This is a genomic window from Marinobacter sp. (assembly GCF_033722195.1).
GTDB lineage: Bacteria > Pseudomonadota > Gammaproteobacteria > Pseudomonadales > Oleiphilaceae > Marinobacter.
Genome location: NZ_JAWVZL010000009.1, coordinates 1 through 19,859, shown reverse-complemented (window position 1 = coordinate 19,859; position 19,859 = coordinate 1). Strand labels below are relative to the sequence as shown.

Genomic DNA, 19,859 nt, shown 5'->3' with positions numbered 1-19,859 from the left:
ACGACCGCGGGTGATACCGTGGATTTCGTTCGGTATTAAGCTCCGAATTGGCCTAAACTTGGGGGTTAGAAGTTGGACAGGATGCCGTTGATGTTGTCTCACACCCAGCCGTTCGTCTCTCGCCCTCGACTCGGTCCCTCTCTTTGCGGCGCAATGCTCCGCCCGGATCGCGTTTCCCCCGTTCGGCCGGGAGCCCGCCATGCCGACTGCTGATCGCCGTCACCACTATCGCCACCCGGTTCGCCATGAAGCGCTGGTGGTGGCCCGTGGTTTCGACCCGGTGGGTTGCGAACTGGCCAACGTGTGCGCAGGTGGAATGTGGCTGGAGAACCTGCCGTCCGGGCAACTGCTGACGCACCTGGCCGGCGCCCGGGCGCCGGTGTTGGAAGTGCATCTTTTCCTCACCGAGGCCGGCCGGGAGCGTCACGTTCGCGCCATGGCACGGGTGCGCCGGGTGTCGGGCACCAGCATTGGCGTGGCCTTTCTGTATCCGGCGCAGGAGCTGGTGGAGAGCCTGATCCGCAATCAACCCACCCACCGCCGTCTAGCGATTGTGGATTCCGCTACCCGCCAGCGGCTCTGGCAGTTGCTGGAGGAATGCTGCCGGGAGCTGATGGGGCGGCTGCTGCAGACCACCGCCGAAGAAACCCTCGGGCTTGTCCGGGCCCGCCTGGAGCAGTCCGGCTCCCTGCCGGATGTCACTGAGCTTAAGGGCCTGCGGAAGCTGCTCACCACTCAGGGTGGGCGGCTGGAGCGGGCTTTCCGGGCGTACTGGCAGCCGTTTCTGCAGGCCCTGGATAATGGCGATGCGCCGGTCCAGCCGAGGCCAAAGCTGGCGGTGGTGGACAAGGTCCTGTTCGAGGACTGGCTGGAGCTGCAGGCGGTGGCCTCGTCGCTGGTGACCGGTCATCGCAATCGCTGCTTCCAGATCAACCAGGCGGTGGCCCAACTCGCCCTCACCGACATCAATGAGCGCAGCAACCCGCTGGCCCCCATACCGCTGTGCCAGTGCCTGCAGTACGCGGCTTTCCAGGCCGGTCTGGAATCCGGGGCCCGCCACCTGCTGTACCAGGGTTTCCGTGCGGCACTCAACGAACACTGGCCGGTGATGGTCCGGGCGTTGCTGGAGAGTTTCCGCCAGCATGGCCTGCGGGTGCTGGACATGGAGCAGCTGCCCCTGACCTGGCCGTCGGAACCGGCTTCCCGGGCCGGCCTGGAGGTCACGGACCGGCCTGACCCGGTTGCAGCCGGGGCCGGCAACGGAACCATCCGCAATGGCGATACCGACCGTAGCGCGGTATTGCGGATGATGGCGCTGGTTCGCGAGCCGGACAGGGTACCCGTTACGCCGGCCGCATCGGCCGGGGAACTCATGTCGCAGTTGCAGCCCCTGCGGGCCGCCCTGGGCCAGAAACTGGCCCAGCACCAGGGCCGTTTGACCCGCCTGCTGGAACATGCCGGCCAGAGTCACCCGCAGCTGATGCAGGCTCTGGGTAGCCAGGACTGGGACCGGGCCGGGCTGGTGGACCGTCTGTTCGACCCCCTGGCGGCGTCCCCCAGGCTGCGGGACAACCTGAAGCAGCAACTGGACCAGCTCAAACTGCCGGTGTTCGAGGTGATGCTCTCCAACCCTGCCTTCCTCGGCGACGAATCCCACCCGGCCCGGGCCATGGTCAACGACCTGATGAGCCTGTGTCTGGCAGAGCGCATCTCAAGCCAGCACTTGGAGCGCACGGTATCGGATGTGATCGACCGGCTGGTGAGCGCCGACCGTCTTGATGATGGCCTGTTCAGGGAACTGGGAGGACGGCTGCGGACCCTGGTTCAGCGCCAGGAACAGTCGTTCCTGCGTAACGCCGAGCGTATCGCCAAGACCCTGGAGGGCCAGCAGCGCCTGAGCGAGGCCCGGCAGCACGTGCGGCTGCGACTCAACGACCTGCTGGCCGGCCAGCAGGTGCCCTCGGTGGTGCTGGATCTGCTGGCGGAGGGCTGGGACCAGCTGATGGTGCTGACCCTGCTCAAGGAGGGTCCGGAGAGTGCGGCGCTGTCGGAGCAGTTTGACCTGCTGGCCCAGCTTCTGGCGTGGCTGGGACCGGATGCAGGGCGGGAAGAACTGGCTTTCGAACGGGAACTGGAAAGCGGAGCCCTGCTGCAGATGGTCGAGCGCTCCCTGGCGAGCCTCGGCCATCCCCAGGGGCAACGGGATGTGCTCCGTCGCCTGGCAGCGGAGTTGTCCGATGAGGCGCCGTCCCCCCGCCAGGAAGTGGTGGTGTATCCGGTGGGAGAAAGCCACGAAGCGCCGCCGCCGGTGCCAGCCCCCGATGCCAGCCGCTGGTCGCGCCGGGCCCACCAGCTGCAGGTCGGGGACTGGATCGCCGAGCGCCAGCCCAACGGCAGCTACAAACGCATGCGCCTGGTCTGGGGTGGCAGGGACGTCTATCGCTTCGTTTTCCTCACCTCCCAGGGCATGCATGAGGTGGACTTCCAGCTGCACGAACTGGTGGAGCGCTTTGAGCGGGGTGAGATCGCCCTGGTGGAACAGGATGAGGTGCCCTTCATCGACCAGAGCCTGTATGACATCGTGCAGGATCTGCATCGGGAAATGACCCACCGTGCCACCCACGACCCGCTCACCGGCTGCATGCACCGCCACGAATTCGAAAAACAGCTGGGTCTGCTGCTGGGGCGGTTGCGCAGCGACGAGATGGACGGTGGCCTGCTGTGTTTCGACATCGACCAGTTCAGTGTGGTCAACGCCAGTTATGGTACCGCCGCCGGCGACAGCCTGCTCAAGTCCATCACCGACCTCATTCGCCAGGCCCGGCCGGAGGCGGAGCATAACCTGCTGGGGCGGCTGGGCGGCAACGAGTTCGGGTTGGCGCTGGCGCCCGTTGCAACGGCAGACCTGCTGGATCTGGCGGAGCGCCTGCGCAAGAGTATCCGGGAGGCCCGCTTCCGGCACGATGACAAGGAATTCCCCACCACCGTCAGTATCAGCGTCAACCCGTTCAGCCCGGAGTCGCCGGAAAGCAGCGAAGTGCTGAACCAGAGTAACCTCGCCCTCAAGGGCGCCAAGAAGGCCGGTGGTGACAGGGTGGAGCTCGTGGGGGTGGGCCAGCAGCAGAACCAGAAAACCATGCTGTCCTGGGTATCCACCATCGACCGCACCCTGGAAAAGGGTGGCCTGTCGCTGCGTGCGCAGAGGATTGCCCCCATTGACGGCGCTCAGGACCTGCCGTCCTATGAAATTCTGCTGGGGCTGACCGATGACCGGGGCCGGGAGGTGTCGCCACAGCCCTTCATCGAGGCTGCCGAGCATTATCGCCGCAGTGCCCGGGTGGATCGCTGGGTGGTGGAACACACCTTTGACTGGATGGCCGCCAACCCGGCCCAGGTGGAGGCTCTGGGCGCCCTCAATATCAACCTTTCGGGCGCCTCTCTGAGCGACGACGGCTTCCTGGCCTATCTGGAGCAGCGGGTGCGCCAGGGCCAGGTGCCCGCGGAAAAACTCTGCTTCGAGGTCACCGAGACGGCGGCGGTGGCCAACCTGCACTACGTGGCGGACTTCATGATGGAGATGAAACGTCTCAGGTGCCGGTTTGCGCTGGACGATTTCGGCACCGGACTGTCCTCCTACGCCTATCTGCAGCAGTTGCCGGTGGATTTCGTCAAGATTGACGGAGTCTTCATCCGGGGGCTGGCGGACAATCTCACCAACTACGCCATGGTTCGCTCCATCAACGAGCTGAGCCACTTCCTGGGTGCCCGCACCATTGCCGAATACGTGGAGGACATGGAAACCCTCGAGGCGTTGCGGGAGATCCGGGTGGATTACGCCCAGGGCTTCGGGATTGCCCGTCCCAAGCCCCTGGAAAGCCTGTCCCAGTCGCCGGTTGCCAGCAGGCCGGCGGGCAGCTGAACTCTGCCTGGCACCTCAGCCCAGGGTGGCATCGAGGAACATCATCACCACAAACCCTCCCAGCAGCGAGAAGGTGGCCAGGGTCTTGTAGCCGCCGCGGTGGGTTTCCGGAATGATCTCGTCGCTGATGATGAACAGCATGGCTCCGGCGGCAAAGCCCAGGGTCCAGGGCATCAGGGGTTCTGCCAGCCACACCATGCCGGCCCCGAACAGACCGCCCAGAGGCTCGACAAGCCCGGTCAGGAAGGCCAGGGCGAACGACTTGATCCGGGAGTGCTGGATGGCCAGCAGCGACACCGCCACTGCCAGGCCTTCGGGAATGTTCTGCAGGCCGATGCCCACCGCCAGGGCGAGGCCGTTGCCGATGTTGCCGCCGCCAAAACCCACGCCTACCGCCATGCCCTCGGGGAAATTGTGCAGGGCAATGGCGATGATGAACAGCCATACCCGGCGGATGTGGGCCGCATCCGGGCCTTCCCGGCCCAGATTGAAATGCTCATGGGGCAGGCGCTGGTGGATGGCGTAGAGGGCCAGGGCACCCATCAGCAATCCGGCGATGACGATCAGGGCGGCACTCCAGGTCTGGCCCGTCAGCTGCTCACCGTATTCGATGCCCGGTAGCAGCAACGAGAAGAAGGAAGCCGCCAGCATCACGCCGGCGGCGGCGCTCAGCAGACTGTCCTGCAGCGGGTCGGACAGCCTGCGCACCAGGAAAACCCCCAAGGCGCCGAGGCCGGTGCCCATGCCGGCGATGAGGCTGGCCACCGTGCCGAGGACTACAATGTTGACGTCTTCCAGCATTCAAACTCCTGAATCGGGCACGGGGTATTACCGGCACCGGGGGATTCGCGATGAGTATACAGTAGCTTACGCTCAGCCATCGCGGTTTGGTTCAGGGTGCAATCCGGCGTTTATGCAGTCAAACCGGAGCGGTTATACTGGCTCCATCGGGCTTTGGCCCGGCGTCTCCAAACACCAGGCTCGGCGGTATCCATGTCCAACAGATCCCATCCCCAGAAACTCCTGCTTTTCTACCTGACTGGCCGGAAATCCTTCGCCATCGGCACCCTCAAGGTCCGCGAGATCATGGGCATGACCCGGCTGATCAAGCTGCCCCACAGCCACCCGGCGGTGATCGGTACCATGACGTTCCGGGGTGCCGCGGTGCCGGTGATCGACATGGCCGCGGCGGTGGGCTATCCGCCCCTGTCGGCGGAGGAACGCGAGAAAGGCTCGATCATCGTCACCGACATCCAGCGCAAGGAGATGGGTTTTCTGGTGCGGGGGGTGCGCAAGATCATAGAAACCGACTGGAAGGACGTGATGCCCCCGCCGAAGGCCCTGGGCAACAAGGCCTTCCTGACCGGCCTGATCCAGGTGGATGACGAAACGGTGCAGTTGCTGGATGTGGAGCTGTTGCTGTCACTGGTCTATCCCAGCGCGGTGGATGTCCAGAGTCTGACCCTGACGGATGTGCAGAGCGAGAAGCTGAAAGCCCTCAACATCCTGCTGGTGGACGACTCCCAGGTGGCCCGCAAACAGCTTTCCGATGTGCTGGACGGCAAGGACATCTCCTATCAGGTGACCAGTAACGGCCAGGACGCCCTGGACCGCATTCTGGCGGGTGCCCGGGACGGGTCACCGGTGGACGTACTGGTCAGCGACATCGAGATGCCCGGCCTGGACGGCTACGAACTGGCGTTCAACGTGCGGGACAATACCTCTCTGCGCCAGCCCTACATCATTCTGCACACCTCCCTGAACAGTGAGATGAGCCTGAGCTATGCCAACCAGGTAGGGGCCAACGAGGCGCTCACCAAGTTTGATGCCGAGGAGCTGCTGCAGGCCATGCTCCGGGGCGCCGAGTTTCTCCAACACGAGTGACCCGCTAAAGGAGCAGGGTTTGATGGGTGAATCGAGGTCATTAATTGGGTTGCTGGCGTTGCTGGCGGTAGCGGCTCCGTTGACGGCAGCGACGCTGGATGAGAGTCCCTGCGACTGCAGCCGCAAAATCGCGCTCTGTCAGGTGCTGCCCAGCGTGGAAACCGACCGTATCGTACTGAATGCGTTCAGCCGCCAATGCAGTCTGGTGACCTACCGGCTGGACGGGGTGCAGCGAACCGAACTGATCGTGGGTGGTCGTGCCGAGCTGCCCTGGAGCGGAGCCCAGCCCCCCACCGTCAAGGTGGAGGACTGCCGGATCTGCGATTACCGGGCCAATACCATGGACGATACGCCTTCGATCCAGATCCAGTAGTTTTCAGAACCGCAGGCTGGCTTCGACAAAGTACTGGTTCAGGTCACGGATGTTGTTGTCCACGCTCTGGGGCGGCTGGTCGTCCATATAGTGCTGCATGATGAACGCCAGCTCATAGCTCAGGCGGGGCTGGTGGAACGCCTTGGCCAGGCGGAAATCGATACGCTGGAATTGGTTTTCCTTGAGGCTGTCGGTCCAGTAGAACGCCGTTGCTGATGAAATGTCATAGGCGTAGCGCTGGATCCAGGCCAGACTGCCGGAGTGCTCCGCGGTCAGGCGGCTCTCCAGGTCAATGAAGCGGCGCTTCTGCTTCTCTGTCAGGGCAGGGATCTGGGGCTCACCGGTGTAGGTGCCGTCCTGGTCCATGTAGGCGTAGGTGACGCGGAACTGGCTGGCCTGGAATTCAACGGACGTTTCCACCTCGAAACCCCGCTGCAGCAGATCGGTATTGTTTTCCAGGTTCCAGTCCTCGGGGTTCAGGAAGCCGCTGATCACATCCCGGATGTAGTCGTGGAAGTACTTGACCTCCAGGGACGCCAGGCCGCCGGCAAACCGCTTCTGGCCAAAATAGCTGATCTCATGGGAGGTGATCCTTTCCTCGTCGAAGGGCTCGGTCTGGACGAACTCGAACTCGGACGGCATGAAGCGCTCACCCTCGAACTCACCGTTGGGCCCCGGCGGCGTGACGTTGGTCATGCGGTAGCCCCAGTCGGCATTCTGCTCGAAGGTGCTGGGGATGCGGACCGCCTTGGAATAGACAAACCGCAGGGTATGCTGCTCCGCCAGCTGGAAATTGGCCGCCACCCGGGGTGAGAAGAAATTACCCTCCAGGTTGGTGGTGCGCTCCCAGCTGCCGCCGAAGTTCAGGGTCAGGCGCTCGATCGGGGTGTACTCCAGGTTGCCGAAGATTCGGCCCTGGTAGTTGTTCTCCTCGCCGTTGAAATAGGTGTCGGACACCACCTGGTCGTGGCGGTAATCGATGCCCGATACCAGCCGCAGGCTCGGGTTGAAGGTGATCGTGTCCTGCAGCTCGAACTCGAGCCGGGATTCATCGATGTCCTGGTTGGTGTCGAAACAGCGGCCGAAGCCTTCGGGGCACCAGCGCCAGCGCTGGCGGTGGTTGTAATCCTGGTAGCTGCTCTGGATGTGGAAAAAGTGACGGTCCGACAGCCTCACGTTCCAGCGGGCCTGGAGGTAATAGTCGTAGACATCGATGTCGGGGTTGGTCTCGTAATCCCCCATCTTGAAGCGGTCTTCCTCGTCCACGCCCTCGATGATGCCAGCGCGGAAGTCGATGCTCTGGTTGCTGGTCAGGCGCGTGTTGGCATCGTAGTTGACCAGGTTGAAGGAGTAACCGTCGTGGAAGGGAATTTCTTCCCCGCCTTCGATCTGATAATCGAACCCGTCATCGTCCCGGCGCTGGTAGGACAGCCGCCAGCCGTGATCCTCGCTGACATCCCCCACCGAGCCGAACAGGGTCTTGTGGCCGCCGCTGCCGTAGGTGGTGCGCAGGCGCACGCCCTGAGTATCTTCCGGTGATCGGGTAATGATGTTGATGGTGCCCAGGAAGGCGTTGATGCCGTAGGCGGCGGCGTTGGGTCCGCGGCTGATCTCGATGCGTTCGATGTTCTCGATGGCCACCGGCATGGCCTGCCATTCCACCCCCGCCAGGTTGGGCTGGTAGGCGGTACGGCCGTCGATCTGGACCTGGAGCCTGCGCTGGTCGAAGGCCACGGTGCCGTGGTAGCTGGTGACCGGCTTGTTGCTGCCTACCTCGGCCACGGTCATGCCCGGTACCAGCCGGAAGACCTCGACAAGATTAAGAATGCCCAGCTGACGGATAAGGTCGCCCTGCAGCACGGTGGTGGTGCCCGGTACCCGCGATTTGGGTTGGCGCAGGCGGGTGGTGGTGAGCACTTCGGGCACGTCGGATTCGAACATCAGGCCCTGGTCGGCCGGCCAGGCCTCGTCGAAGATGATTTCTTCGTCCATGCCGGAGCTCTCAGGGGTGTCCTGGGCCAGGGCCCATGGGGCCGTAAAGAAGCTGACAGTGCCAAGGAAAACGATGGAACGGGTACGGTCTTTTACTGCGGGTGGAGTCATGATGGACAGTGTTCTTGTAGTAGTTCGGGTAGTGTTTCAGCCGATGGGTCCATGCAACAACGACCAGGCATTAATTTATAGTAATCTGGTCACGGATGTAAGTCGGTAAAGGAATTTTTAGCGCCGCAGTTTGTAACCCACAGGAAGTACTGTTGAGCCAGGGTCGGATTGCCGGGGCTCTGCTAGACTCATTGGCAGACCTCGAAGTCCGGCGCGTCAGGTGAGGGAAAGTCGCATGTCTCGACAAGGTTGGTTGTCCGTTGTCCTGGTAATTCTGCTCATTGCGGCCTCTGTCCTGGCGTACCACCTCTACCAGAGTCGGCAGGCGGACCGTGAGAGACTGGACGCCGAGCTTGCCCTGGCCGAGGGCGAGATCGACCGGCTCATGGCTGAGCGCCGCCGGCTCGAGGACGAACTGGCCGGGGCCCGCCAGCGTCTGGCCCAGCGCAGCACCAGCGCCGACCAGCTTGAGGCGGAGCTGGACCAGGCCCTGCAGGCCCTGGCGGCCACCGAGCAAGAGCTGCGCAAGTTTACCCGAACGGTTGACGAGCTGGAGTCGGAGCGGGATCGGCTGGCGGCGGAACTCAATGCCACCCAGACCCTGCTGGGGCGCCTCGGCGATGACCTGGAAAAGAGTCAGGCCAGGGTTTCGGCACTGACCGACGAGCTGGCGTCAGCGAAACAGGAAGTCGAAGCGCTGGCGGCGGAGCGGGATCGGCTCAGCGCGGCCCTCACCGTGGCGACCGAGGCAGAACGGCGCCTTGCGGCCGAGAAAGCCGATATTGAACAGGCGCTCGCCGAGGCCCGGCAGACCGTCGAGCGCCAACGGGCGGAGCTGGCGGAACTGGCGCAGGAGCGGGAATCCGCCACCAGCCGCTACCGCCAGGCCCGTGAGCAGCTGGCGCTCCAGCAGGCCAGGGCGGAGACCGCCTCGGAAACCGTGGCGGAGCTGGAGGCCCGGCTGGCGGCCGAAAGAGCCGCCATGGACACCCTCGAGAGCCGCCTGCAGGAACTGAGCAATGAGAAGGAAACCCTGGTGTCGCGGCTTGAGGACGGCACCACGGTGATCAAGCTGCCGGAAAGTATCGTGTTTGACTCCGGCTCCGCCCGCATCGGTGCCTCCGGCCGCCAAACCCTGCAGTTACTGGCCAATGCCCTGGTCAGCTTCCCGGATCACCAGATCAGCATCCAGGGTCACAGCGACAGCCGGCCCATTACACCGGCCCTGCAGGACAAATACCCCACCAACTGGGAGCTGTCCGCCGCCCGGGCGGCATCTGCCGTGCGCGTGTTGAAGGAAACCGGTATCCAGCCCGACCGCATGCAGGCGGTGGGCTACGCCGACACCCGCCCGCTGGTGGCAGAAACCGACGCTGCCAGCCGCCGCAAGAACCGTCGCATCGAAGTGCTGCTCTACCCGGACTCGCTCACCATCCGGCCCCAGGCCCTGTCGACGGTAGAGTGAGGTGCCCGAAGCCGGTCACCGGGGTTAGACGCCCCGTTTGACCAGTTCGCCAAACCGCGCCAGCAGGGACGCCGCCGCCTCGGAAGGTCGCACCCCCGCCAGCAGATCCTCCGGGGACTGGCCCTCGGCGCTCAGGGCATCGGCCTGGGTCCGGAGATAGGCAGTCATCACCTGGGGGGTGAATTCCGGATGGAACTGCACACCCCAGGCACAAGGGCCGAGCCGAAAGGCCTGATTGGGTTCGTGCTCGGAGTGGGCCAGCCGCACCGCGCCGGTTGGCAGGCTCAGCGCCGACTGACGGTGGGTCAGGTGGGCCAGGAAACGATCCGGCAGCTGGCCGAACAGGGGGTCGTCCGCGGCCTCCGGCAGCAGCCGGATCTCGAAGGTGCCGGACTCGCGTCCCTGGGGCCGGTCATCGGCCCGACCACCCAGACCGTGGGCCAGCAACTGGTGGCCGTAGCAGACCCCAAGCACGGGTAATGACGCTGCCACCGCACGGGCCAGCCACTCGGCGGTCTGTTCCGACCAGGGCTCCCGCTGCGACACCATTGCCGGTGAACCGGTGACCAACACGCCGTCCCAGTCCCGGGGTTCACCCGGATGCTCCTGACGGCTGACGTCCACCACCTCGATGGCCAGCCCAGTGCCGAGTCCGGCCCGGAACCAGTCCTCGAAATCCCCGTACTCTGCCCGGATGTGATCGTAGGTGCTGCCGGTCTTGAGGATGGCGAGTTTTTTCAAGCGGGTGTCTCCTGAGGTGACGTACTGATCGGTTTTTCTCGTTTGACAGTACCTTTTCTGCCGCGGGCGGAGCAATACAGGCCAGTGCCGGACCGGGCCTCCCGCATGCCAGCTGCGCAGGGGCGGACCGGACAGAACGCCGGTAACCACCGGTCGTGCTTTTGACACTGGTCCCCGTTTTGTGAAGCATTCAAGATCCCACAACGTCGTCGGCCAGGGCAGGCAGCCGTAATCACTCCTCACTCATCCAGAGAGGCGCCATGAATCCCGTCATAGATCTGCTGAAATCCCATCGATCCATTCGCAAGTTCACCGGTCAGAGCATTCCCCGGGATCTGTTCCGGAGCATTCTTGAGGCCGGCCAAAGCGCCGCCACCTCCAACCACGTCCAGGCCTGCTCGATTATCCACATCCGGGACCCGGAGAAGCGCCGGCAGATGGCCGAGCTGGCCGGGGGGCAATCCTATGTGGCGGACTGCTCCGACTTCCTGGTGTTTTGCGCCGACATGAAGCGTTCTATCGATGCCGCCGCCCGGGCCGGGGCCGAGGTTCAGACCGGCATGACCGAACAGCACATAGTCGCCACCGTGGACGCCGCCCTGATGGCGCAGAACGTGGCGGTAGCAGCGGAATCCGCCGGCCTAGGCATCTGCTATATCGGTGGCGTGCGCAACAACCCCGGCCCTATCAGCGAGCTGCTGGAGCTGCCCAAGTTTGTCTACCCGGTGTTTGGTCTGTGCATGGGCTACGCCGACCAGGATCCCGAGGTGAAGCCCCGGTTGCCATTGGAGGCCATTCTCAAGGAAGACCGCTACCACAGTGACGAGGACAGCCGGCAGGTGAGGGAGTTCGATGACACCATGAACCGCTACTACCTCGAGCGTACCGGCGGCAACAAGGACACCACCTGGTCGGAGCAGCTGATGCCGCTGTTCACCGGCAAGCTGCGGCCCCACATGCGCGAGTTCCTGGCAAAACAGGGCTTTGAGATGAAGTAGATCAGGCCTCACCCAGGCAGCGCTGCATGAACAGCCGGAATTCGGCCACCACCCGGTCCAGGCTGTTCTGCAGGCGGTGTCCGTCCGGCAACACGAGGATGGGCAGGGTCTGCTCCTGGGCCAGCAGAACCACCGGCATGGGCTCCACCACGTCGTCCTCCCAGCCGTGGATGATCTGGCAGTGGCGGGCCTGGATGACCGGGCTGGATTCGGGGTATTCCTTCATGCCCAGCGCCGGCGCCATCAGGAAACAGCCCAGCACCGGGGTGTCGGCGCTGGTCTGGGCACAGACCCAGCCTCCCATACTCGAACCCACCAGCACACTGCGGTAGCCATAAGCGCCCGCCGATTCCATGGCCTCGCGCATCTGCGCCAGCCGTTCTTTCGGATCCCGGGTGTTGCGGTGATCCAGGGCGACGGCCTCGACGCTGTCGAAGGTTTCCGCCTCGGCCTTGAGGGCCTGGATCTTGGTGCTCTCGGGGCCGCTTTCCAGGCCGTGGGAAAGAAAGACGTGCAGGGTATTGGTAGACATCTCGGCTCCTTGCAGGTGGCTGGTGATTTGAATGCGGTATTACGGCCAGCGTAACGCAGGGAGTCTGAACAGGGTAGTCATCGGCCGCGAAGCGGACTGCGCCGATGAGCAGCGCAGGAAGGTGGTGTCCCAGGCAGGATTCGAACCTGCGACCTGCCCCTTAGGAGGGGGCTGCTCTATCCAGCTGAGCTACTGAGACATGGTACGGCAAGGGCGCTATGATAGCGGCAGCGGCCTTGGGGCTCAAGGCGCGTTGTTTTCACAGGCAGGGGTTGGTAAGGGCGATTATGGGACAGGCGGAGCCGGGTACAGTCCGGGTCAGTGTGATCCTGCCGGTGTGGCGGGAGGCGGCGGGCATCGAGGCGGCGCTGGCGGCACTGGCACCCTGGCGACAGGCGGGCCATGAGGTGATCGTGGTGGACGGCGGCAGTGATGACGGTACCGCCGAGCGGGCCCGGCCTCATTGCGATCGGCTGCTGGTGGCCGGCCGTGGCAGGGCCGCCCAGATGAACGCGGGCGCCGCCGAGGCCACGGGCGACATCCTGCTGTTTCTCCATGCCGACACCCGCTTGCCGGCCGAAGCACGGCCGGAGCTGATGCGCTTTGCGGCGTCGGCTCGTCACTGGGGCCGTTTCGACGTGCGCCTGAGCGGCGACAGACCGCTGTTCCGGGTCATCGGCTGGTTCATGAACCAGCGCTCGCGGCTGACCGGCATCGCCACCGGCGACCAGGCGATCTTCGTGCGCCGGGCCACCTTTGAGGCGCTGCAGGGTTTCGAGGAGCAGCCTTTGATGGAGGATGTGGAACTGTGCAGCCGGTTGAGGCTGGCCTCGGCGCCCTGGTGCATCCGGGCGCCGGTGGTCACCAGCAGCCGGCGCTGGGAAATTCATGGCCCCTGGCGCACGATCGTCCTGATGTGGCGGCTGCGGTGGCGTTACTGGCGGGGCGTCGCCCCGGAAACACTGGCGAGGGAGTACCGATCCGATGTCCGACAGTGAGGCTGTCAAGGCGCCATCCACACTGCTGATGCAGTTCGCCAAGTGGCCGGAGGCCGGGCGGGTCAAAACCCGCCTGATTCCCGAACTGGGGGAGCAGGGCGCGCTAGCGGCCCACCTGCAGCTCACCACCTCGGTATTCACCCAGCTTTCGGCCACCAACCTGACCATGCAGTTCTGGTGGGACCGGCCGGTGGCCGAGACACCGGCGGCGGCCAGGGAGCTGGTGGCGGCGTTGAGTCAGCGTGCCGTGGTGCAGAAAACCCAGGCCGGCGCAGATCTGGGGGAGCGTATGGAGGATGCCCTCGGCCGGGCCCTGACGCGATACGACCGTGCCATCATCGTTGGCAGCGACTGCCCGTCGGTGGACGCGGATTATGTGCGCGAGGCGATCGCGGCCATGGATCATGCTGACGTAGTGCTGGGCCCATCGGATGACGGCGGCTATGTGCTGATCGGCGCCCGCCGCGTGGTGCCGGCCATGCTGACGGGCATACAGTGGGGCACACCGGAGGTGCTGGCGCAAACCTGCCAGCGCCTGGCGGCGGCGGGGCTCACGGTGACCCAACTGCAGCCCCGCTGGGATGTGGACGAACCGGCGGACTGGCACCGGTTCATGGCCTGGGCCTCGGCGGATCAGTCCACCGGCGGTTGATCCCTAAGCATCTCCATCTTCTGTTCAGCGTTGCCCGGCTCCGGGCTGGTAATAATGCGCAACGCCTGGTTTCGCTCCATGACGGCGGACTCATAGAGCGCCTGGAGCTGGTCAAGACCGGTCCGCTGCACGGCATCCGCCAGCAGTTCCCTGGAGTTGAAACCGGTCTGGTTGCGATCAATTTCCCGCCAGTAGCGCTCAGACACCTCTGACAGGGTGCGATCCTGCTCCAGCAGCCGGCTGACCACCGCCTGTTTTTCCCGTTCCAGCTCGGCGTCGGTCAGGCCCGTCAGGGTCTGCCGGAACTGGCCGGAAAACTCACGGACAGCCTGATCCAGGGCCGGGCCGGTGGCTTCCGGTGACTGGATCACGAACCCCAGGGCCGGGGTTTCCAGCATTTCGTAGGGGGTGGCGTAGACCACATAGCCAAGCTGGCGGGTGGTGCGGATTTCCTCGTAGAAGGGGCTGCTGACGATCTGGCCCAGCAAGCGGTAGCGGGCCCGGGTTTCCATTTCGGTGTTGCTGCCCTGAAGGTACAGCAGGTAGCCGGTGTCCGGATGCTCTACCTGCAGGCTCACCTCGGTCTCACCGGCTGGCAGGTCACGCACGCCGCTGCGATTCACCGTCACCATTTCGGTGTCCTCCAGCACCACGGCCCGGGTCAGGCGGCTCAGGTTCAGGGCCGAGGCCAGGGTGAGGTTGCCATGGGTGAGCATGACCGGGTCCAGTTGGTCGAGGAAGCGGCCGCTGAAGGCCTTCAGCTCCTCAAGGCTGACGTCGCGGGCCGCGGCCAGCTTCTCGTCAGTGGTCCAGGTACCCTGGATCAGGGCGCTCTGCAGGAAGTTTGAGGCCTGCTCCACCGGACGTTCCTTGGCCTGGTTCAGCAGACTTTCCACCAGCTGGTTACGGGCAATCTCGAAACGCTGCTGGTCCAGCATGGGATCGGCAACCTGGGCCAGGATGCGGCTGAACAGGGTATGAAGCTTGTCGCTGTAGCCGCCCACCCGGATGGTGACACCCCGCAGATGGGGATAGACCGCGTAATCCAGGCCCGCCAGGCGGGCCGGGTAGGCCCAGGCATTGAGGTTGGTGTTGATGGCGTCCACCAGCAGCTGCACCAGCACATGGTTGCGGGCAGACGCCAGCGGCAGCGGCGAGCGCAGACTCAGATAGACGTTGGCTTTCGGCGTGTCGAAGCGGGTGTCCCGGGCATACCACAGCTCCAGGCCGTCCAGGTCCCTGGGCAGGGGCGCAAGCTCCTTGGGGGCCGCCATGGTCTCGCCGGCCACCATCTCCAGTTCTTCCGGGATGAAGGGGTTGGCATCGGGCAGCGCCAGTTCCGCCGCCAGCTTCGGCAGGTCAGGTTGGCGCAGGGCCTGCGCTGTGGTCGGCTCGACTTTGTAGACGGTTCGGTACCAGCGGGTCTTCTGGACCTCACCGTCGGGTTTCCTCGGCGCCACCACGGTCACCAGGGCATTGTCGGGACGGAGTTCGGCCAGGATTTCGCGGTACAGCTCCGGCGCAAAGCGCTCCATCAGGTAGGGCGCCCGCAGTACGTCCTCCGGCGCCACGTGCTGCATCTGCATGGACAGCTGCATGACTTGCTGGATCGGCGTCGGGGTCTCGCGGAAACGGAAATCGATCTGGGCCAGGCGCTGCATCTCCTCGAACCGGCGCTCGCTGATGCCCTGGTCGCGGACCTTGTCGATGTAGTCGAAGGCCAGGCTGGTCACCCGGTCCTGGTGCTCAAGGCCTTCCGGAGTCAGCGTCATGCTCAGCTCGAGGGTGCTGTGGCTGCCGGTTTCCAGGCCACTGCCGGCGGACAGACTTTCCACCAGGCCTTCACGGCGCAGCACGTCGAACAGGCTGCCCGGGCCTTCGTGCCCCAGCAGATTGGATACGTAGTGACCCGGTTTGCTGCGGTAATGCTCGCGCTGGGACGGGATCGGGAAGGTCAGCGTCAGGCGGCGGAGGTCTTTCAGCGCCTCCACCTCAAGCCGTGACGGCAGTGACCCGGGTCGGTAGATGGGCTGGTCATGGACCATCGGTTCCAGTTTGCGGTTTTCAATCTCGGTAAACCGGGGCCGCACCATGGCCTCCAGCTCGTCCAGGCTTTGCGGCCCGTACACCGCCAAATGCATGATGTTGGCAGAGTAATGATTGCGCCAGAATTCCAGCAGATCCGGTCGCAGGGGATTCGTCTCGGTATCCTCCAGGGTGGTTATGTTGCCCACGGAAAACTTGCTGAAGGCATGTTCGGGGTTGGCGGCAGCTTTCTTGGCCGCGTAGATGCGCCGGCCGTCGTCTCGAAGGCCGGAACTGAATTCGGAATGCACAGCCCGACGCTCCCTCTCCACCAGGGCAGGCGTGAACAGCGGCGCGGAAAACTGCTGGGCGAAGCGGTCCAGTGCCGGCTCAAGAAAGCTGGCCTGGATGTCGAAGAAATAGTTGGTGTCCTGGAAGGCGGTAAAGGCGTTGTGGCTGCCGCCGTGACTCTTTATGAATTGCTGGTATTCGCCCGGCTCAGGGTACTTCTCGGTGCCCAGAAACAGCATGTGCTCGAGAAAATGCGCCATGCCGGCCCGATCCGCCGGGTCATCGCCACTGCCCACCGACACATTCAGCGAGGCCGCCGCCTTGTCGGAGTCCGGGTCGGACACCAGCAGAACCTCAAGACCGTTGTCCAGCGTGAGGTAACGGTAGCGGTTGTCATCGTTGGGGCTCTTGAGGGGCGTGACGGCGGCATTGGCCAGCGGGGCCAGCGCCGTCAGGAGGATCAGGAGGACAAACGACAGGCGCTTGCGCGCGGACTCTGTTGGCGATGGTGTGAACCGCATGGCGTGCTCCGTTCGTGATGGAATCGGGTGAGGCCGCTCAGTGGACGATGCTGTTCCGGGTCTGGCGCGGCTGCTGGTCCAGGGTCTTGCGTGCAAGACTGGCCGCGGCCTCGCCGTCCAGATCACCCGAGGCGATACGTTCCAATACGCTGGCCATGACGGCGGTGGATTGACGGTAATCCGCGAATTCCTGCTGGAAGGCGTCGTCGATGGCCTGGTAGACCGCCTGGATCTTTTCCTCCCGGCTGCCCTGGTTGGCCGCGGTGTCGTTGATGGCTCTCAGGCAGGCTCGGGCAATGGCGATGTAACGATCTGCGTTGGCATCCGGTTTGGGCTGTCTGGGCATGGTGATATCCGGTATCTGATGGCGAAGGGAACCCCGATTATGTCATCGGCGTCAGTGCATTTCATGTCGATCTTTTAATGGCCTGGACCATGGCGCCGGGTCCGGCGGGCAGCCTGGCGGTGCTGTGCTAATCTCAATCTAGACTGTCGGCCGCGACAGTTGCCGGCAGGGCCCGGTCCGGCGGCGAGATTAGAGTTTTTGCTCTATGTAAATCAAGGGCTTAAAGAGCATTTGCTCTAAAAAAGTACAATACATGAGAAACTCAATTACGTAGAATACGACACGATTTTCGGGCGTCTGGCGATTGGCCCCACGCGGGGATCGCAGGAAAATAAAACGACAAGCAGGATGGAGTATCGATGAATTACTTTCTGACAGGTGGAACGGGTTTCATTGGCCGGTTTCTGGTAGAGAAGTTGCTGGCTCGTGGCGGCACCGTGCATGTGCTGGTGAGGGAGGAGTCCCGCTTCAAGATCGACAAGCTCAAGGAGCGCTGGGGTGCCACCGATGACCAGGTCAAGGTGGTGATCGGCGACCTGGCCAAGCCCAAGCTGGGCATCAGTGCCAAGGATCTGAAGGCGCTCAAGGGCAATGTGGACCACTTTTTCCACCTGGCGGCGGTTTACGACATGGGCGCCGACGAAGACGCCCAGGCGGCCACCAACATCGAGGGTACCCGCAACGCCATCAATGCCGCTGAAGCCATGGATGCCAAGCGCTTTCACCATGTCTCCTCCATTGCGGCGGCCGGCCTGTTCAAGGGCACCTTTCGGGAGGACATGTTCGAGGAAGCCGAGAAACTCGACCATCCCTATCTCAAGACCAAGCATGAGTCCGAGAAGGTGGTGCGCACCGAGTGCAAGGTGCCGTTCCGGATCTACCGCCCGGGCATGGTGATCGGCCACTCCAAGACCGGTGAAATGGACAAGGTCGACGGCCCCTACTACTTCTTCAAGCTGATTCAGAAGATCCGCCGTGCGCTGCCCCAGTGGGTACCCACCATCGGTATCGAGGGCGGCCGCCTGAACGTGGTGCCGGTGGATTTCGTGGTGGATGCCCTGGACCACATCGCCCACCTGGACGGTGAGGACGGCAACTGCTTCCACCTGGTGGATACCGACCCCTACAAGGTGGGCGAGATCCTCAACATTTTCGCCGAGGCCGGTCATGCGCCCCGCATGGCCATGCGGGTGGACTCCCGGATGTTCGGTTTCATTCCGCCCTTCATCCGCCAGAGTGTAAAGAACCTGCCGCCGGTCAAGCGCATCACCAGCGCCCTGCTGGACGACATGGGTATTCCCCCCTCGGTGCTGTCCTTCATCAATTATCCGACCCGCTTTGACGCCCGTGAGACCGAGCGGGTTTTGAAGGGAACCGGAATTGAAGTGCCGCGGCTGGAAAGCTACGCGCCGGTGATCTGGGACTTCTGGGAGCGTCACCTGGACCCGGACCTGTTCAAGGACCGCACCCTCAAGGGCGCTGTCGAGGGCCGGGTCTGCGTGGTCACCGGTGCCACCTCCGGTATCGGTCTGGCCACCGCCGAGAAGCTGGCGGACGCCGGTGCCATCCTGGTGATCGGTGCCCGCAAGAAAGAGCGCCTGGCCGAAGTGGCCAAGCAGCTGGAGGCCCGTGGCGCCAGCGTTCACGCCTACCAGTGTGACTTCTCTGAAATGGAGGACGCCGACCGGTTCATCAAGACCGTGCTGGACAACCACGGCCACGTGGACGTGTTGGTGAACAACGCCGGCCGTTCCATCCGCCGTTCACTGAACCTGTCCTTTGACCGTTTCCATGATTTTGAGCGCACCATGCAGCTGAACTACTTCGGTTCCGTGCGCCTGATCATGGGCTTCGCTCCCTCCATGCTGGAGCGTGGCCGTGGCCATGTGGTCAATATCTCGTCCATTGGTGTGCTCACCAATGCGCCCCGCTTCTCCGCCTATGTGGCGTCGAAGTCCGCGCTGGATGCCTTCAGCCGCTGTGCCGCCGCGGAGTGGTCGGATCGCAACGTCACCTTCACCACCATCAACATGCCGCTGGTGAAGACCCCGATGATCGCCCCCACCAAGATCTATGATCAGGTGCCGACGTTAACGCCGGACGAGGCCGCCGACATGGTGGCGGACGCCATCGTTTACCGGCCCAAGCGCATCGCCACACGGCTGGGCACCTTTGCCCAGGTGCTGCATGCGGTGGCGCCAAAGATGGGTGAGATCGTGATGAACACCGGTTACCGCATGTTCCCGGACAGCACTGCGGCCGCCGGGGTGCCCGGTGGTGCCAAGCCCAAGGTGTCCAGTGAGCAGGTGGCCTTCGCCGCCATCATGCGGGGTATCTACTGGTAACAGTCTGCCCTGAAAGAAAAAACCCGCCACAGTTCACGCTGTGGCGGGTTTTTTTTGGTCGGTCCGTCAGGCCGCGCTGTCCGGATCGGCCGGCTCAGGCGGCGGGTAACCCCCGAGCTGTTTCCAGCGGTTGACGATGCCGCAGAACAGGTCAGCGGTTTTCTCGGCGTCGTAGGCGGCTGAATGGGCTTCCTTGTTGCTGAAGGGAATGCCCGCCAGCTTGCAGGCCTGGGCCAGCACCGTGTGGCCATAGGCGAGGCCTGCGAGGGTGGCCGTGTCGAAGGTCGAGAAAGGGTGGAAAGGGTTGCGCTTGATGTCGGCGCGCTCGGCGGCGGCAAACAGGAAACTGTGATCAAAGGTGGCGTTGTGGCCCACCAGGATCGCCCGTTTGCAGCCGTGGGCCTTCACCGCCTTGCGAACGGCGCTGAGGATCTCACTGAGGGCTTCCCGCTCCGGCACCGCCTCCCGTTCGATGTCGTAGGGATCGATACCGGTGAAATCCAGCGCCGACTGCTCCAGATTGGCGCCTTCGATGGGGGGGGGCGGCCGGGGCGCTCGTGGTGGGAGCCCTCGCGGGCTGTACCGGTGACACGGTCGGCGGCCGGGCCGCCGGATCGGGCTCGCCGACCGCGCAGGCGTCGTTCTTCGTCTTCGGGGACCTCGTCT

General features: G+C 64.0%; 15 protein-coding genes and 1 tRNA gene. 8 read left to right on the top strand and 8 right to left on the bottom strand.

Annotated elements, in window-relative coordinates:
- The first annotated feature begins 199 nt into the window (after positions 1–199).
- The gene (locus R3280_RS03140; protein ID WP_318997126.1) at positions 200–3,919 is read left to right on the top strand and encodes a DUF1631 family protein; all 3,720 of its coding nucleotides are present in this window, start codon (positions 200–202) and stop codon (positions 3,917–3,919) included.
- Positions 3,920–3,934: 15 nt separating this feature from the next.
- Here R3280_RS03140 and R3280_RS03135 read toward each other — a convergent pair whose 3' ends face one another.
- A complete protein-coding gene (locus tag R3280_RS03135; protein WP_318997125.1) occupies positions 3,935–4,720 on the bottom strand; it encodes a ZIP family metal transporter in 786 nt (261 codons plus the stop codon).
- A gap of 192 nt (positions 4,721–4,912) precedes the next feature.
- Between R3280_RS03135 and R3280_RS03130 the strand changes: the two genes are divergently transcribed.
- Both R3280_RS03130 and R3280_RS03125 read left to right on the top strand, forming a co-directional pair.
- Entirely contained in the window at positions 4,913–5,803 is an 891-nt protein-coding gene (locus R3280_RS03130; protein ID WP_318997124.1) for a chemotaxis protein, read from the top strand.
- 22 nt (positions 5,804–5,825) lie between these two features.
- Positions 5,826–6,176 carry a hypothetical protein gene (locus R3280_RS03125; RefSeq protein WP_318997123.1) on the top strand — a complete coding sequence of 117 codons (351 nt, stop codon included), beginning with the start codon at positions 5,826–5,828 and terminating at the stop codon, positions 6,174–6,176.
- A 3-nt stretch (positions 6,177–6,179) separates the two neighbouring features.
- Here R3280_RS03125 and R3280_RS03120 read toward each other — a convergent pair whose 3' ends face one another.
- Entirely contained in the window at positions 6,180–8,279 is a 2,100-nt protein-coding gene (locus R3280_RS03120) for a TonB-dependent receptor plug domain-containing protein (RefSeq protein ID WP_318997122.1), read from the bottom strand.
- 235 nt (positions 8,280–8,514) lie between these two features.
- Between R3280_RS03120 and R3280_RS03115 the strand changes: the two genes are divergently transcribed.
- Positions 8,515–9,744: an OmpA family protein gene (locus R3280_RS03115; protein WP_318997121.1), complete on the top strand. Its 1,230-nt coding sequence runs from the start codon at positions 8,515–8,517 to the stop codon at positions 9,742–9,744.
- 24 nt (positions 9,745–9,768) lie between these two features.
- Here the strand turns inward: R3280_RS03115 and R3280_RS03110 are convergent, their stop codons facing one another.
- The gene (locus R3280_RS03110) at positions 9,769–10,485 is read right to left on the bottom strand and encodes a glutamine amidotransferase (RefSeq protein WP_318997120.1); all 717 of its coding nucleotides are present in this window, start codon (positions 10,483–10,485) and stop codon (positions 9,769–9,771) included.
- A gap of 260 nt (positions 10,486–10,745) precedes the next feature.
- On the opposite strand from R3280_RS03110, the gene nfsA reads away from it, so the two are divergent.
- Positions 10,746–11,483, top strand: a complete 738-nt coding sequence (gene nfsA, locus R3280_RS03105) for an oxygen-insensitive NADPH nitroreductase (RefSeq protein ID WP_318997119.1) — start codon at positions 10,746–10,748, stop codon at positions 11,481–11,483.
- A gap of 1 nt (position 11,484) precedes the next feature.
- Here nfsA and R3280_RS03100 read toward each other — a convergent pair whose 3' ends face one another.
- The gene (locus R3280_RS03100) at positions 11,485–12,015 is read right to left on the bottom strand and encodes a YqiA/YcfP family alpha/beta fold hydrolase (protein ID WP_318997118.1); all 531 of its coding nucleotides are present in this window, start codon (positions 12,013–12,015) and stop codon (positions 11,485–11,487) included.
- 122 nt (positions 12,016–12,137) lie between these two features.
- Positions 12,138–12,214 (bottom strand) — tRNA-Arg (locus tag R3280_RS03095).
- A gap of 88 nt (positions 12,215–12,302) precedes the next feature.
- Between R3280_RS03095 and R3280_RS03090 the strand changes: the two genes are divergently transcribed.
- A complete protein-coding gene (locus tag R3280_RS03090) occupies positions 12,303–13,013 on the top strand; it encodes a TIGR04283 family arsenosugar biosynthesis glycosyltransferase (RefSeq protein ID WP_318997117.1) in 711 nt (236 codons plus the stop codon).
- Positions 13,000–13,665, top strand: coding sequence for a TIGR04282 family arsenosugar biosynthesis glycosyltransferase (locus R3280_RS03085; protein ID WP_318997116.1), 666 nt, complete (start codon positions 13,000–13,002; stop codon positions 13,663–13,665). Before R3280_RS03090 ends, R3280_RS03085 begins: the two co-directional genes overlap by 14 nt.
- Here R3280_RS03085 and R3280_RS03080 read toward each other — a convergent pair.
- Together R3280_RS03080 and R3280_RS03075 are read right to left on the bottom strand one after the other, a co-directional pair.
- On the bottom strand, positions 13,647–16,502 hold the full coding sequence (locus tag R3280_RS03080; protein ID WP_318997115.1) for an insulinase family protein: 2,856 nt from the start codon (positions 16,500–16,502) through the stop codon (positions 13,647–13,649). The genes R3280_RS03085 and R3280_RS03080 overlap by 19 nt on opposite strands.
- A 37-nt stretch (positions 16,503–16,539) precedes the next feature.
- Positions 16,540–16,848, bottom strand: a complete 309-nt coding sequence (locus tag R3280_RS03075; protein ID WP_318997114.1) for a hypothetical protein — start codon at positions 16,846–16,848, stop codon at positions 16,540–16,542.
- Between the two features lie 359 nt (positions 16,849–17,207).
- On the opposite strand from R3280_RS03075, the gene R3280_RS03070 reads away from it, so the two are divergent.
- Positions 17,208–19,193 carry an SDR family oxidoreductase gene (locus R3280_RS03070; RefSeq protein WP_318997113.1) on the top strand — a complete coding sequence of 662 codons (1,986 nt, stop codon included), beginning with the start codon at positions 17,208–17,210 and terminating at the stop codon, positions 19,191–19,193.
- Between the two features lie 66 nt (positions 19,194–19,259).
- On the opposite strand, the gene R3280_RS03065 is transcribed toward R3280_RS03070, so the two are convergent.
- A partial coding sequence (locus tag R3280_RS03065; protein WP_318997112.1) for an exonuclease domain-containing protein occupies positions 19,260–19,859 on the bottom strand: 600 nt, incomplete at its 5' end.

What these genes read in the sequence shown, in the direction of transcription:
- R3280_RS03140 (WP_318997126.1), top strand. Translation starts at nt 200, where the DNA reads ATGCCGACTGCTGATCGCCGTCACCACTATCGCCACCCGGTTCGCCAT.
- R3280_RS03135 (WP_318997125.1), bottom strand. Translation starts at nt 4,720, where the DNA reads ATGCTGGAAGACGTCAACATTGTAGTCCTCGGCACGGTGGCCAGCCTC.
- R3280_RS03130 (WP_318997124.1), top strand. Translation starts at nt 4,913, where the DNA reads ATGTCCAACAGATCCCATCCCCAGAAACTCCTGCTTTTCTACCTGACT.
- R3280_RS03125 (WP_318997123.1), top strand. Translation starts at nt 5,826, where the DNA reads ATGGGTGAATCGAGGTCATTAATTGGGTTGCTGGCGTTGCTGGCGGTA.
- R3280_RS03120 (WP_318997122.1), bottom strand. Translation starts at nt 8,279, where the DNA reads ATGACTCCACCCGCAGTAAAAGACCGTACCCGTTCCATCGTTTTCCTT.
- R3280_RS03115 (WP_318997121.1), top strand. Translation starts at nt 8,515, where the DNA reads ATGTCTCGACAAGGTTGGTTGTCCGTTGTCCTGGTAATTCTGCTCATT.
- nfsA (WP_318997119.1), top strand. Translation starts at nt 10,746, where the DNA reads ATGAATCCCGTCATAGATCTGCTGAAATCCCATCGATCCATTCGCAAG.
- R3280_RS03100 (WP_318997118.1), bottom strand. Translation starts at nt 12,015, where the DNA reads ATGTCTACCAATACCCTGCACGTCTTTCTTTCCCACGGCCTGGAAAGC.
- R3280_RS03090 (WP_318997117.1), top strand. Translation starts at nt 12,303, where the DNA reads ATGGGACAGGCGGAGCCGGGTACAGTCCGGGTCAGTGTGATCCTGCCG.
- R3280_RS03085 (WP_318997116.1), top strand. Translation starts at nt 13,000, where the DNA reads ATGTCCGACAGTGAGGCTGTCAAGGCGCCATCCACACTGCTGATGCAG.
- R3280_RS03080 (WP_318997115.1), bottom strand. Translation starts at nt 16,502, where the DNA reads ATGCGGTTCACACCATCGCCAACAGAGTCCGCGCGCAAGCGCCTGTCG.
- R3280_RS03075 (WP_318997114.1), bottom strand. Translation starts at nt 16,848, where the DNA reads ATGCCCAGACAGCCCAAACCGGATGCCAACGCAGATCGTTACATCGCC.
- R3280_RS03070 (WP_318997113.1), top strand. Translation starts at nt 17,208, where the DNA reads ATGAATTACTTTCTGACAGGTGGAACGGGTTTCATTGGCCGGTTTCTG.